Origin of the sequence: Nocardioides caldifontis (assembly GCF_008087345.1) — a bacterium.
Taxonomy (GTDB): domain Bacteria; phylum Actinomycetota; class Actinomycetes; order Propionibacteriales; family Nocardioidaceae; genus Marmoricola_A; species Marmoricola_A caldifontis.
This window is the reverse complement of the sequence record NZ_VHIB01000021.1, coordinates 1-13,654: the sequence shown is the minus strand read 5'-3', so window position 1 is coordinate 13,654 and position 13,654 is coordinate 1. Positions and strand designations below refer to the sequence as shown.

The 13,654-nt window shown below is 64.9% G+C and carries 12 protein-coding genes and 2 pseudogenes; 1 reads left to right on the top strand and 13 read right to left on the bottom strand.

Features of this window, described 5'->3' with window-relative positions; all coding sequences use genetic code 11:
- On the top strand, nt 1-253 hold a 253-nt coding region (locus FIP57_RS22780), incomplete at its 5' end, for an integrase core domain-containing protein (protein WP_148576162.1).
- Nucleotides 254-281: 28 nt separating this feature from the next.
- Here FIP57_RS22780 and FIP57_RS24620 read toward each other — a convergent pair.
- From FIP57_RS24620 to FIP57_RS22715, 13 genes and pseudogenes are all read right to left on the bottom strand, one after another.
- Nucleotides 282-599 (bottom strand): annotated as a pseudogene (locus FIP57_RS24620) (IS3 family transposase); the annotation flags it as partial.
- Between the two features lie 188 nt (nt 600-787).
- Nucleotides 788-1,114: a transposase gene (locus FIP57_RS24615; protein WP_162529945.1), complete on the bottom strand. Its 327-nt coding sequence runs from the start codon at nt 1,112-1,114 to the stop codon at nt 788-790.
- Nucleotides 1,115-1,208: 94 nt separating this feature from the next.
- Nucleotides 1,209-2,090, bottom strand: a complete 882-nt coding sequence (locus FIP57_RS22765; RefSeq protein WP_148576156.1) for a TIGR03084 family metal-binding protein — start codon at nt 2,088-2,090, stop codon at nt 1,209-1,211.
- Nucleotides 2,087-2,863, bottom strand: a complete 777-nt coding sequence (locus FIP57_RS22760) for an enoyl-CoA hydratase/isomerase family protein (RefSeq protein WP_203231427.1) — start codon at nt 2,861-2,863, stop codon at nt 2,087-2,089. Before FIP57_RS22760 ends, FIP57_RS22765 begins: the two co-directional genes overlap by 4 nt.
- Nucleotides 2,864-2,872: 9 nt before the next feature.
- Nucleotides 2,873-4,027, bottom strand: coding sequence for an acyl-CoA dehydrogenase family protein (locus tag FIP57_RS22755; RefSeq protein ID WP_148576154.1), 1,155 nt, complete (start codon nt 4,025-4,027; stop codon nt 2,873-2,875).
- Nucleotides 4,028-4,090: 63 nt separating this feature from the next.
- Nucleotides 4,091-6,073, bottom strand: coding sequence for an acetyl/propionyl/methylcrotonyl-CoA carboxylase subunit alpha (locus FIP57_RS22750; RefSeq protein ID WP_148576152.1), 1,983 nt, complete (start codon nt 6,071-6,073; stop codon nt 4,091-4,093).
- Nucleotides 6,074-6,092: 19 nt separating this feature from the next.
- Nucleotides 6,093-7,682 (bottom strand): acyl-CoA carboxylase subunit beta, encoded by a 1,590-nt coding sequence (locus FIP57_RS22745; RefSeq protein WP_476739181.1) that lies wholly within the window; start codon nt 7,680-7,682, stop codon nt 6,093-6,095.
- 18 nt (nt 7,683-7,700) lie between these two features.
- Nucleotides 7,701-8,399, bottom strand: coding sequence for a TetR/AcrR family transcriptional regulator (locus FIP57_RS22740; protein WP_148576150.1), 699 nt, complete (start codon nt 8,397-8,399; stop codon nt 7,701-7,703).
- Nucleotides 8,392-8,697 (bottom strand): AtuA-related protein, encoded by a 306-nt coding sequence (locus FIP57_RS22735; RefSeq protein ID WP_056681128.1) that lies wholly within the window; start codon nt 8,695-8,697, stop codon nt 8,392-8,394. Before FIP57_RS22735 ends, FIP57_RS22740 begins: the two co-directional genes overlap by 8 nt.
- Nucleotides 8,694-10,058, bottom strand: a complete 1,365-nt coding sequence (locus FIP57_RS22730; protein ID WP_148576148.1) for an acyclic terpene utilization AtuA family protein — start codon at nt 10,056-10,058, stop codon at nt 8,694-8,696. Before FIP57_RS22730 ends, FIP57_RS22735 begins: the two co-directional genes overlap by 4 nt.
- The gene (locus FIP57_RS22725) at nt 10,055-11,116 is read right to left on the bottom strand and encodes a phosphate acyltransferase (RefSeq protein ID WP_148576146.1); all 1,062 of its coding nucleotides are present in this window, start codon (nt 11,114-11,116) and stop codon (nt 10,055-10,057) included. The genes FIP57_RS22730 and FIP57_RS22725 overlap by 4 nt, the downstream gene beginning before the upstream one ends.
- Nucleotides 11,100-12,773 carry an AMP-binding protein gene (locus tag FIP57_RS22720; protein WP_162529944.1) on the bottom strand — a complete coding sequence of 558 codons (1,674 nt, stop codon included), beginning with the start codon at nt 12,771-12,773 and terminating at the stop codon, nt 11,100-11,102. The genes FIP57_RS22725 and FIP57_RS22720 overlap by 17 nt, the downstream gene beginning before the upstream one ends.
- A gap of 192 nt (nt 12,774-12,965) precedes the next feature.
- Nucleotides 12,966-13,527: pseudogene (locus FIP57_RS22715) on the bottom strand (transposase); the annotation flags it as partial.
- Nucleotides 13,528-13,654 lie beyond the last annotated feature (127 nt).

Sequence of the window (13,654 nt, the reverse complement as noted above, 5' to 3'; positions counted from 1 at the left end):
CGGATCGGTCGGCGACGCCTACGACAACGCGCTGATGGAGACCATCAACGGTCTCTACAAGGCCGAGTGCATCGGCACCACGGTCTTCCACCCAGGGCCCTACCGCACGCTCGCCGACGTCGAGTACGCGACAGCCAGTTGGGTCGACTGGTACAACAACCGCAGGCTCCACGGCACGCTCGGGATGATCACCCCGGTCGAGCACGAGGCCGCCTACTACGAGGCTCTCAACCGAGAGCCGCAACCCGTATAGCGGCGGCAGAGAACCTGGGGCGCTTCACGATGACGAACGCGGTGTAGCACCAGCCCGACCACGTCGAGCAGTAGGTGAAGTCCGCAACCCACAAGCGATCCGGCGCCAACGGCGCGAAGTTGCGGTTCACCAGGTCCAGCGGCTTGGGCGCCTTCGGGTCGCTGATCGTGGTCTTCTTGACCTTCCCGCGGACCGCACCGGCGAGGCCGAGTTCGCCCATCAACCGCTCTACCGTGCAGCGCGCGATCGGCGGCTCGCCGGCGGGTCGTTCGCGGTTCAAGGTGAGCCACACCTTCCGGGCGCCGTAGACGCCGTAGTTCGCCGTGTGCACTTCGGCGATCCGAGGCTTCAACTCCTCATCACGCTGTGTGCGTGCGGAGGGCTTGCGGCTGCGGTGCTCGTAGTAGGTCGCGGGGGCGATCTTGGCGCCCAGCTCGGTTAGCTGGTCGCAGATCGACTCGACACCCCACCGCAGACCTGGCCCGTCGGCGTCCTCGTGGCGGACACCGACGTGCTCGTCGATGTAAGCCACGATTAGCGCTGTGGCCGGTCGAGTTCGGCCGCGAAGAAAACCGATGCGCTCTTGAGGATCGCGTTGGCCCGCTTCAGCTCGGCGTTCTCACGCTTCAACCGCTTCAGCTCCGCCGACTCCTCGGTCGTCATCCCGGCCCGCTGGCCGGCATCGACCTCGGCCTGGCGACACCACTTGCGCACGGTCTCGACCGTGCCGATCCCGAGCAGATCGGCGACCTTGGCCATCGCGGCCCACTCCGACTCATGGTCGGCGCGGATCTCGGTGACCATCCGCACCGCCCGCTCACGCAGCTCGGCCGGGTACCTCTTCGACGTACTCCCTGACATGACTCCAACCTTTCCAAGGAACGGAGTCTCCGGACACGCCGGGGCGGTTCAGTGGTCTAGGGCCGGGCACCGTCGGGCGTAGTCCGGTTCTTCATCAGTCGTGCCGTTCATCCCCAAGGGCGGCTGCGGGTTCTGCGGGACGCCCAAGGAATTGGCCCGCGCGCCGGCCGGCGCCGGGGGGGCCAGCGAAGGCTTGCGCCATTGACATCCACTCCGCCGCGACCGCGCCCTCGGCTGATACGTCAGTGTCACCAGGGTGACGCCTCTGCGTGACGACGAGACAGAAATCGAGTGCTGACCCGGTGACGCGGTTCTTCGCTCCCCGTTCACCCCATACCCACAACTCTCCAGAAGGGCCGGTGATCTCGACTCGGACAGGGGCCGCGGGGATCGGTCGCCCGTGCGCCCGAAAGCTGTTCGGCAGGGTCCGAACTCCGATGTCCGCAATATGTCTGAGCCTATCGGTCGCGACCGTCTCCGCACCGAGCGCGTCGCGCACGTCCTGTCCATGTGCCCATGTCTCCATCAGCCGAGCGGTGACGAAGGAGAGCACGCTCATGGGTGGCCCGAACCAAGGAACCCGAGTCTGCCGATCGACTGCACGCAGTGCGTGCACCATCTGCACCCGCGCCTGAACGAAGCCGCCGAGCAGCTCAGGTACACCGGTCGTCCGCCCGGGGATGTTCGCACGGTCTACGAAAGCGACCGGATCCGGCTGTGCCTCCGCGAGCAACTGGGTGAACGCGGCCCGGTCGGTGAGTGCGAGATACGCAGCGTTGTCTGAGAACGTCAGGTGGCTCATCTGATCTCGAACCGTCCACCCTTCCGCGGGCGTCGCCTTCTCCCAGGCGACGACGGGCAGAGGCAGCAGCATGCTCATCAAGCAGCCTGTTTCGGCGGCGACATCACGCAGCAGCAGGTCGAGCTGCACGCCTTGGTCGTCGATACCGCCGATGCTCGGGCAGCCCGTGCTCATCGGCCCTGCCAATGCGGTGGGCGCTTCTCGCGGAACGCCCGTGGACCTTCCTGTGCATCATCGCTCAGATAGACAGGCTCCCAAATCCGGTCCGCCTCATCGAGTGCGTCATGCCAACCACGATCTGCTGATGCATAAACCATCGCCTTCGATGCAGCGACGGACAGCGGGGCATTCGCGGCGATCCGCTCAGCCAGCTCCTGAGCCGCCTCGCGCAGCTGTGCGGCAGGGACCACTTCGTTGACCAGCCCGACCTCCCGGGCTCTCACGGCGTCGATGGGATCACCCGTCATAAGAAGCTGCATGGCCACGCGGGGTGGGATCAGCCACGGCAAGGGAGCGGCCCAGGGCGACCCGCGGCCGACTTTCACTTCCGTCACGGCGAAGCGGGCGTGCGCGGCCGCGACCACCAGGTCGCACATCTGCGCCATGAGGAAGCCGCCTGCGTAGGCCACTCCGTTGACAGCCGCGATGGTGGGTTTGTCGACAGTGACGGTGCGCCCGAAGTAGGGGATGAAGTTGGGCGGAGGCGGCCCCAGCCTCTGCTCGGCCATCTCCTTGAGGTCCCCTCCGGCGCAGAAGGCCGCGTCACCTGCTCCGGTGAGGATCATGACCTTCGCTTCAGCGTCGGAGTTGAAACGGTCGACGGCCTCGAACAAGCCCGCGCGGATAGCGGAGTTGATGGCGTTTCGTGCGTCTGGGCGGTTCAGCGTCACCCAGGCGGCTCCGTTGACGACTTCATAGGTGACAGCGTCCTCGTGCAGTTTAATCATCGTGAACCCCTAGTAGGAACTGGGCAGGCCGAGGCTGTGCCTGGCGACATAGTTGAGGATCATTTCTCGGCTGATCGGCGCGGTTCGCATGAGTCTCATCGAGCCCCACAAGGTGGCCAACCCATACTCTGTCGACAACCCGTTCCCGCCGTGGGTCTGGATGGCCTGGTCCAACGCTGCCATGCCCGCTTCGGCAGCCGCGAACTTCGCCATGTTGGCGGCCTCTCCGGCCAGGGGGTCTCCCTCGTCGTGCAGCCAGGCGGCCCGCTGCGTCATCAGGCGAGCAAGATCGGCGTTGATCTTCGCAAGCGCCAAGGGGTGCGCGACGCCCTGGTGGGTGCCGATCGCAACGCCCCACACCTGGCGTCCTCGGGCGTACTCCGCCGCCTTGGCCAGGGCATATCGAGCGATGCCGTTGCCCATAGCTGCCCCCATGATCCGCTCGGGGTTCAGGCCGTGGAAGACCTGGCGTAGACCATCGCCCTCCTCCCCGATCAGGCTCTCAGCAGGAAGGCGGACATCGTCGAAGAAGAGGGTGAACTGCTTGTCCGGTGCCGTCATCTCCACCGGAATGAGCGTCTTGGTGAGGCCGGCGGCATCGGTGGGTACCACCAGGAGGCTCAGCTTCCCGCGGCCCCTGTCGTCCGTGCCAGTTCGGGCGACGACGAGGATGGCGTCAGCCTCGTCCACACCGGAGATGTAGTACTTGGTGCCGGACAGCACGTAATCGGTACCGTCGCGACGGGCGACTGTCGCGATGTTGTGCGAGTTCGAGCCTGCGTCCGGTTCGGTGATGGCGAACGACATGATGGACTCGCCGGTGGCGAGACGTCGGAGCCATCGCTCTTTCTGATCCTCCGTGCCGAAAGTCTGGATCACCGAGCCGCAGATCGCAGGAGACACCACCATCATGAGGAGTGGGCAGCCGGCAGCCGTCAGCTCCTCGGCCACAATCTGCAGCTCGTAAACGCCGGCGCCCCCGCCGCCGTACTCCTCTGCCAGATTCACCCCCAAGAAGCCCTGCTGTCCCGCAGCCTTCCAGAGCTCCGTACTCTTGGCTCCGGACTTCGAGGTTTCGACGAAGTACTCGTGACCGAACGACCGTCCAAGCTTCGCCACGGCCTCTCGGAGAGCGATGTGCTCATCGGTTTCACGCAAGTCCATCTGGTGCTCCTTGTTGACGTCGGTTTAGTGGGTGCAGAAAGCGCTCGTCTGCGGCGAGGTCACCTAGTTCTCGTTCTCCTCGATCACCACAAGCACCTCGCCGTCCTGCACTGCTGACCCCTGCTCAACCGTGACTTCGCGGACGACGCCCTGATGCGGACTCGTCATGGTGTGCTCCATCTTCATGGCCTCAAGGACCAACAGCGGTTCTCCAGCAGCGACGTCGTCGCCGACAGCAACGAGCACCCTCGCGACGGTGCCCGGCATCGGCGCCATGAGGGAGCCGCCGGGGGCGGCTGACGCCGTGGAGGGGAAGCGCGGTGTCCGGGTGAAGGAGCTGTGGCCGAGGCGGCCATCCACATTGACGGTCGGTGAGTCCCCGTGACCGGAGATCTCGACGTCGAAGGTTTCGCGGAGACCGTCAATCTCCAGAACGACTCGTTGGGGCGTGAGCACACTGACGGCCAGCTCAGGTAGGTCGTCATCGTTGACGTGTGCGCGAACAGTTCCACGGTCCAGTACGTAGGCGACCCGGTACTGTGCTTCTCCGGCCTCGAAGCTGATGGTCTGCGGCTGCGAGCGGTTGTTCCGCCACCCGGAGGGAACGGTGCGCTGTACCGACGCCGCCGCCCGTTTGCGCTCAACCAGAGCCAGGGTCGCCACGACCGCATGCAGGCGCTGTGCGTCCGGTCCGGCCAGTGGTCGGCCCAGGTCGACGGCGGGGTGCCGGGTCAAGAATCCAGTGTCAGTGTGACCGGCCACGAACTCGGGATGCCGCAGGATGCGGACCAGGAGATCCCGGTTCGTGACCAAGCCGTGGATGCGGGCGTTGGCGAGTGCCGCACTGAGCTTGCGTATCGCCTCCTGCCGGTCCGGCGCCCAGGCAACGACCTTGGCCACCATGGGGTCGTAGTACTGACTGACCGACGATCCGACTTCCACGCCACTGTCGATCCGGACCCCCGGAACCTGCCCGAGGTCGAAGGTGTCGAGCGTTCCGGTCTGTGGCAAGAATTGCTGCAGCGGGTCCTCGGCGTAGAGTCTTGCCTCGACCGCATGGCCGGTGATGACAGCGTTCGACACCTCGTCGGGAAGCGGTTCGTGTTGAGCGACCATGAGCTGCAGGCGGACCAGGTCGAGCCCGGTGACCAGCTCGGTAACCGGATGTTCGACCTGGAGCCGTGTGTTCATCTCGAGGAAGTAGTACTCACCTTGACCGTCCATCACGAATTCCACGGTCCCGGCACCGACATAGCCAACGGCCTTGGCCGCCGCCACAGCGTCCCTGCCCAAACGGACGCGTAGGTCTTCATCCACCGCGGGCGAGGGGCATTCCTCGATGATCTTCTGATATCTACGCTGGATCGAGCACTCGCGCTCGAACAAGTGCGCAACGGCGCCATACGTGTCGGCCAGCACCTGCACCTCCACGTGGCGAGGGGAGACCACGAGTCGTTCCAGGAACACGGTCGCGTCGCTGAAGGCAGCAGCGGCCTCCCGCTTGGCGGCGGCGACGGCTTCGAGTAGGTCGCCGGGATCCAGCACCGTGCGCATGCCACGCCCCCCACCACCCGAGGACGCCTTGACCAGTAGGGGGTAGCCGAGGTCTCCAGCCGCCTGACGGACCGCGTTCGTGTCCAGATCGGTCACGTCGGTCCATGGCAGCGTAGGGACGCCGACACTGGCCATGATTGCCTTGGCGGCGAGTTTGGACCCCATCGCCTCGATCGCGTCCGGCGGCGGACCTACGAACGTGAGTCCGTTCTCGGCGCAGAGACGGGCGAAGGCGGCGTTCTCGGACAGGAACCCGTAACCAGGATGAACGGCGTCGGCGTTCACCCTGAGGGCGGCATCCACCAGGAGATCCGGACGCAGGTAGGTCTCCGCCGGGCTCACCCCCGGCAGCCGTACGGCTACGTCCGCCTCGGCCACGTGGCGCGCGTCCATGTCGGCGTCGGAGTAGACGGCGGCCGTGCTGATGCCCATGTCGCGACAGGTACGGAAGATCCGTCGTGCGATTTCACCGCGATTCGCGACCAGGACCATGCTTATCGAAGACAAAGGTTCACATCCTGAATACGCCGTAGCCGCGCTGGCCACGGACTTCGTTGTTGTGGATCACGGACAGGCAGATGCCGAGGACGGTCCGCGTATCGCGCGGGTCGATGACGCCGTCGTCGTACACCCTCGAGCTGTTCGCCAGCGCAGTCTGCTCGCGCTCGATCTGCGACTGAACGGTCTCGCGCATGAGGACGTCGGCAGCCTCGTCGAACGGGAGACCCCTGTCGACCGCTGATTCCCTCGCGACGATGGACATCACGCCCGCGAGTTGTTGAGGTCCCATGACGGCGGTCCTGGAGTTGACCCAGGAGAAGAGGAAACGCGGTCCGAAGGCTCGGCCAGCCATGCCGTAGTTCCCCGCTCCGTAGGAGACTCCTATGTTGACGGTGAGATGCGGGACTCGACTATTGGTCACCGCGTTGATCATCTTTGCCCCGTCCTTGATGATCCCGGCTTGCTCGTAGGTCTTGCCGACCATGTATCCCGTGGTGTTCTGAAGGAACAGCAATGGCGTGTCGATCTGGTTGGCGAGTTGAATGAACTGAGTCGCCTTCTCGGCCTCCTCGTTGAGAAGCACGCCTCTCGCGTTGGCCAGCACACCCAACGGGTATCCGTGGATGGACGCCCATCCCGTGACAAGCGAGGTGCCATAGAGCGGCTTGAACTCATCGAACCTGGAGCCGTCGACGGTCCGGGCGAGGACATCGCGCGGGTCGAACGGCACCTTGGGGTCCGAGGAGGGGATGCCGAGGAGCTGTTCGACCGGGTAGAGGGGCTCGTCGGGCGGCTCGCTAGGACTCGAGCCCAGTCTGCGCCAGTTCAGACGGCGCACGATCTCGCGACCGATGCGGATCGCGTCGAGTTCATCCTCGGCCAGATAGTCGGCGAGTCCGGAGGTCCGGGCATGCATCTCCGCGCCCCCGAGCGACTCGTCGTCCGACTCCTCGCCGGTGGCCATCTTTACCAGGGGCGGTCCCCCGAGGAACACCTTGGATCTCCCGCGGACCATCACCACGTAGTCGGACATGCCGGGCATGTAGGCACCGCCAGCTGTCGCGTTGCCGAAGACGAGCGCGATCGTGGGTAGCCCGGCGGCGGAGTGATCAGTCAGGTCCCGGAACATCCGCCCGCCTGGAATGGCCACCTCGGCCTGGGTCGGCAGGTCGGCTCCGCCCGACTCTACGAGCGTGATGACCGGCAGCCGGTTCTCCTTCGCGATCTCCATAGCCCGGAAGACCTTCTTGAAGCTATGGGGGTTCAGGGTCCCTCCGCGCACGGTGGGGTCGTGGGCGATGAGCATGACCTCGACGTCCTCGATGACGCCGATGCCCGTGACCACGCTGGCGCCCACCGTGAACTCGGTGCCCCACGCCGCAAAGGGCATCAGCTCCAGGAACGGCGAGTCCTCATCCAACAGCCATTCGATGCGTTCGCGCGCGAGCATCTTTCCGCGAGCGCGTAGGCGCGCGACGGACTTCTCGCCTCCACCAAGGAGTGTCGCCGAGCGAACCTCTGCGACCTCGTCGAGGCTCAACCGCATCTGGTCCAAGTTTTGCTGAAACTCGATGGAGGAGGTGTCTACTCGATCGGGCAGTACCTGCACGGTTCTCCCTTACTTCTCAGTACGTGTTCTGTCGAATGAGTCTGGTGCGATGCTCGACGAGCGGCCATCCGCAAGGACCCCAGTGAGAAGGATCCCCATGACGTCGTCCACCACGCGCTCCAAAGGGAACTCACCGCTGGGCTGGTACCACTGTGGAACCGAGTTGAGGCCTGCGAAAATGAACTTGACCACGGGACGCACAGGGACGTCCCGGAAATCTCCCGAGGCGATGCCCGACCTCAGGATGGAGGCGAGAACGTCCTCATACCGTCGTCGAGCCGCCGCCAGGTTCGCGGGCGCCGTCTTGGACATGAGCACGTCGCTATTGTCGGCGAGAGCCTGACCCTCTACGGTCGTGCAGACACGACTGACGTGTGTGTGCATGAACTCCCGCAGCCGTTCGGCAGGTTCGCCTTCGCTCACCTCGGCTGGTTGGGAGTCGACCGCAGCGATCAAGAGCTCGGCGAGCAGGTCGCTCTTGGACGATACGTAGTAGTACAGGCTGGCCTTCGACAACCCGACCTTGTCGCCGATCCTCTGCAGGCTCGCGTCGTGATAGCCGCGGATCGCGAACTCCTCGGCCGCCGCCTCGAGAATCTCCAAACGCCGCCGGGTCTGACGCAGTTCCCTGCGTCTCTTGGCCGGCGGTTCTCCGCCGGCCGCATACTCCGGGGCCTCCGACGCGTGTGCATCGGCCTGCTCAGACATCGATCTCCATGAACAGGAGCGCCTCGCCCATGGCTTTGCCCTGAGCGTCCACCCGAAGCGAGGTCGTTCCTCCGCCGCCCAATGCGGAGGTCAGGATGAAATTGAGCGCCCCCAAGTTCGGCAGCTCGTACCGCTTCACCTCGCCGAGGCAGACTCCAGCGAAGTGATGGGCAACCCGTTCCGCCGTTACCTCCTTGACGAGCAAGGGGTAGTCCGAGCGGTCACGTGCAATGAGTCCTATGTTGACGGAGTCGCCTTTGTCCCCGGACCGTGCGTGCGCCACATCGATGAGTCTCATACGCCATCTCTCACAATCACTTGAGGGTCCACCACACTCTTGGGGACCAGGGTCGGCCAGTAGGCCATCACACGGCTCGGCCTCATCCGTCCCCCGGCCAGCAGACCGGTGAAGCCGGGCGGGCCCATCACCAGAGGTGCGATCTCGGCTGCGAACCTGCTCACCGTGTCTGGGTCGTCTGCCCAGATCGAGACCCGCAGGACGACCTCGGACTGGTCCGAGCCCGCCGGTGGAACTACCCGGCCGTGAACGGAGTTGTATCCGACGAGATCGGTGCGGATCGCTCGGAGGGGCAGGCCAAGGTCTTTAAGTCGCGTCCGCAGAACAGAGTCCGCCAGTTCGGCCTTGGCGATCGCGTCAGGCCACGCATACGTGATCATCGCGGCGCCCTGGAACCCGTCCGAGTAGGCCATCGACACCTTCAACGAGTCCGTCGGGGGCCGGCCCCGCGCGCCTGTGACTTCGACTCGGTCCGGGCCGACCTCCTGCACCTGAAGGGCGGTGAAGTCGGCCGTCACCTCGGGCGACAGGTACGTTGCTGGATCACCGAGCTCGTACAGCAGTTGCTCGGTCACGGTAGCGGTGGTCACCGCGCCCCCGGTCCCCGGGTGCTTGGTGACGACGAAGGTGCCGTCGGCGCTCACCTCGACGATGGGGTACCCGACATGCGCGAGATCGTCCATCGTGCGCCATCCACCCTGGAAATTGCCGCCGCTGGCCTGGGCGCCACACTCGATCGTGTGCCCGGCCACCGTGCCCGCCGCAAGCAGGTTCCAGTCATCCCACTGCCAGCCGAACTCATGCACGAGAGGCCCCAGAACCAATCCGGGATCCGTGCAGCGTCCGGTGATCACGACGTTCGCTCCATCGGCCAGAGCGCGTGCGATCGGTTCAGCGCCTAGATAGGCGTTCGCACTGGCGATTCGGTCTCTGACCTCGTCAAAGGACGTGCCGGTGTCCAGGTTCTGCAACGGCACGCCTTCACTCTCCAGGTCGTCCAGCTGCGCCATGATGTCATCGCCGGTGACGACGCCGACCCGCAGCCCGCTGATCCCTCTGCTCGCTGCGACATCGAGCAGAGCCTGGGCACAACCCTGGGGGTTGACTCCCCCGGCATTGGCAACCACCTTGATGTCTCGTTCCAGGCACTCCTGCATGATCTCCGACATGAGATCGACGAAATCCCGCGCGTACCCGGCATCGGGGTCTCGCTCGTACTGTTTGCGCAGGACAGACATGGTGATCTCGGCCAGGTAGTCCAAGGTCAGGTAGTCGATGTCACCACCGCGTACCTGGGCTACTGGCGCAGCGGGACTGTCACCCCAGAAGGCCTGACCGTTCGCAATCCTTACCGTGTTCAACTCAGAACTCCTTCTCGTCGACTGCTCTTCAGCTCAGGGTTCTGCAGGGTGTCGTAGAGCAGCATTCGAAGGGTGGTCACGATGTCGTCGACGCTGCACCCCCGCGATACGTCCGCAAATGGCTTCGCGAGGCCTTGTAGGAAGGCCCGTGCCCGTGCGCCCCCCAGTTGCTCCGCCACTTTGTAGGCAATGTTGGCCGAGTCGAGGCTGGGGAAGACAAGAACATTGGCCGCGCCAGCCAGTGCGCCGGTCGCGTGCTTGCGCTCCGCCACAGCCATGGAGACGGCTGAGTCGAACTGCAGTTCTCCGTCGACGGCCTCCTCGGGAAACCTCCGTCGGAAGAGAGTGACGGCGTCGCGGATGCGCTGGACGTGGGGGGACCCGGAACTGCCCCGCGTGGAGAAGGACAGAAAACCGATACGCGGCTCGGTCCTCATCAAGGCTCGCCAGGATCGGGCCGTGGCGGCCGCGATGTCGGCGAGCTGATCGACGGTGGGCATAGGGGTCACCACAGCATCCGCGAAGGCGAGCGTGCCTCCAGATCCGACGTCCGGTCGCTGAGTGTCGAGAAAGATCGCTCCACTGACGGTAGATCGTTCCGGCGCCAGCCCGATGCACGAGAGACCGGCACGGAGCATGTCCGCACTGGTGGTACGCGTTCCTCCGATGGCTGCGTCCATCCATCCGCACCGGACCAGCGTCGCACCCCAGGCAGCGGGGTTCGACAGCGTCGCGCTGCGAAGGTCGGTCGCCGGGCCCACCTGACGCTCGAAGTCGCGCACCAACTGTTCGCGGACGGCGGGGTCGTTGACATCGAGCGTGTCGATTGCACCCACGTCGATGCCATGGTCCCGGTAAGCACGCCGGATCTCCGACCGCTTCCCGAGGAGCACCGGCCGGCAGAGGCCGGTTTGCGTCGCGAGGGCCGCTGCCCGCAGCATCCGTGGCTCGTCACCTTCTATGAAGGCCACTCGCGACGACGACGAGACGTTCTCGATGTCTCTCCACGCGCCGGTACTCGAACCCGCGCTCGGAGCAAGTTCAGGCCGTGGGACCATAGCCTTTGAGGTCCATGGACTTCGTGTAGGCGTCCTGCAAGACGAACTTCTTCACCTTGCCAGCCGGCGTCAGCGGGTACTCGGTGACGAATTCGACGTATCGAGGAACCTTGAAGCTGGCAAGTTTTCCCCGACAGTAGTCGATGAGTTCGGCCTCCGTCGCCTCGTGATCTGCCTTCAACTGGACGACCGCGAGCCCGACCTCGCCGTACTTCTCGTCCGGGACGCCGACGAGATAGGCGTCCTGAACGGCCGGATGGGTGCGCATGAATGCCTCGACCTCCGCGGGGGCGACGTTCTCGCCTCCCACGATGTACAAGTCCTTGAGGCGTCCGGTGACGTAGTAGAACCCATCCTCGTCGCACCTGACCATGTCGCCTGTGTGCAGCCAGCCGTCCTCGTCGAGAACCTGAGCGGTCTGTTCGGGCATCTTGTAGTAGCCCTGCATGACGTTGGGGCCCCGGGTGAGCAGCTCGCCGCCCACACCCGGGCCCACCTCTTCTCCAGTGTCCGGGCCGATGATCTTCGCCTCGCAACCTTTCGGGCGGCCCACCGATCCCACTCGCTGTTCGAAGGGGTCTTCCCTGCGCGAGATCGTGATCAGTGGGGAGCTCTCGGTCATGCCCAGACCGATGATGATCGTCATCCCGAAGGCCTTCTCGACAGACCTGCTGACCTCGACCGGGCACGGCGCGCCCGCCATGAACGCCATCTTCATGGTGCTGTAGTCGTACTCCTGGAGGCTGGGATCGTGCAACAGGGCGATGTAGATGGTCGGAACCCCACCGGTGTGCGTGCACTTCTCCTCGGCCAGGATGCGGAGGGCCAGTGCGGGGACGAACCTGTCCATGGAGATGAGGGTCGATCCGCGTTGAAGTGCACTCAGCAGGCCCAGGACACAACCACCATTGTGGAAGAACGGGATGGGAATGAGGTACCTGCTGTCATCGTCGAGCTCCAGAGACTCACTGAAGTGCAAGGAGTTCGTCAGGAGGTTGGCGTGTGACAAGAGGCAGCCCTTCGGGTCTCCTGTGGTGCCGGAGGTGTACATGATCATGAGCGCGTCGTCGGCCTTGACGTCCGCCGTGATCCTGAACAGGTCCTCGTCGGTCAACGCTTGCCCGCCATCCACCAGGGCTTGGAGACTCAGGGCTCCCGGCAGGCCCGGTTCCTCCCCGACACAGACCACGTCGCGCAGCATGGGGAACCGGTCGAACCGGTGTGCACCGCTGCTTTCCAACTCAGGGGCAAGGTTCCTCAGAGCCTGCTCATAGTCGAGGTTGAGGAACCGGGGGGTGTACACCAGGACCGCCGCGTCCGACTGGCGCAGCAGGTATTCGAACTCGGCCTCCCGGTAGAAGGAGTTCGCCGGGACGAGAACGGCGCCGAGCATTGCGGTCGCATGCTGGAACAGGACCCACTCGGGTCCGTTCGGGAGCCACAGGGCTACGTGATCTCCGTGGCCGACACCTCGCACGTTCAACCCCTTGGCGATGGCCAATGCCTGTTGGTAGAGCTCCTCGTAGGTCAGCCGCGTCACGCGCGTGCCGTCGTCCTGATAGCAGACGAGTGCTTCCTGCTCGGGATTGTGAACCCGCGCAACCGTCAGCCGGTCCGCCAGCGTTTCCCCGCCTGGCTCGTAGGTCGCAATGGGCAAGGCACTTTCCTTCCGTAGTGGACCTTTCGACGTCGGTTCCCTCAGCAACACCGATCCGACCGAGGGTGAGACGGCAGCCCTTTCGAACGCTGGTCGATGAACCTACCGTCGGTCAGATCACGAGGTCAACCGCAGGGCGGTGAGTGGCCACGGGTGGTGAGTTCCCTCTAGATGACAAATTCCAAGGGATCGTCAGTGGCCGTAGGCGGTCAGTGATCGCCGGACGGTGAGGCCGAGTCGGTCGTTGTGCCAGATCGCGGCGGTTAGGGCGAGGACGCGTTGTGTGATGCGGGCACAGACCCCAGCGACGGTCTTCCCGCCGTGGCGTTCGAGGTCGAGCTGTCCCTTGAAGGTGGCGTTGACCGACTCGATGACTTGGCGCAACGGGTTGAAGAACCGTTGCCCAGCCCGCGGTTTCTCGCCCTTGCGTGCGGGCCGCAGCAACTCGATGCCGGCGTAATCGATGCGGGCCTCGAACACTCGCCCGTAGTAGTCCTTGTCAGCGATCGTGATCTGGCGGTGCTCGCGGGCCGCGGCCAACGCCGGAGTGCTGGCAAGGATCTGTTCGAAGACTTCGCGTTCGTCGGCCTTCGCGCCGCTCAGGGCCCAGCCGACGGGAAGTCCGTGAAGGGTGCAGACCAGGTGCAGACACAGCCCCCAGAAGAACCCGGGAGTGCGAGGCGCAGTAGCCGTATTCGGCCCATCCGGCCAGGTTGGAGCGCTGCACGGTCTCGCGCGACCGGGCGCACTCAACGGTCAAGTCCGCTGAGGTGGTGTACGAAGTCTGATCCTTCGTCGTTGTAGTTCAGGCCGTGATGGCCGGCAGGGTCGGCTGGTCGGTCACCTCCTCGGTCGTCCTGGTGTCGACGGCCTGTGCGCGG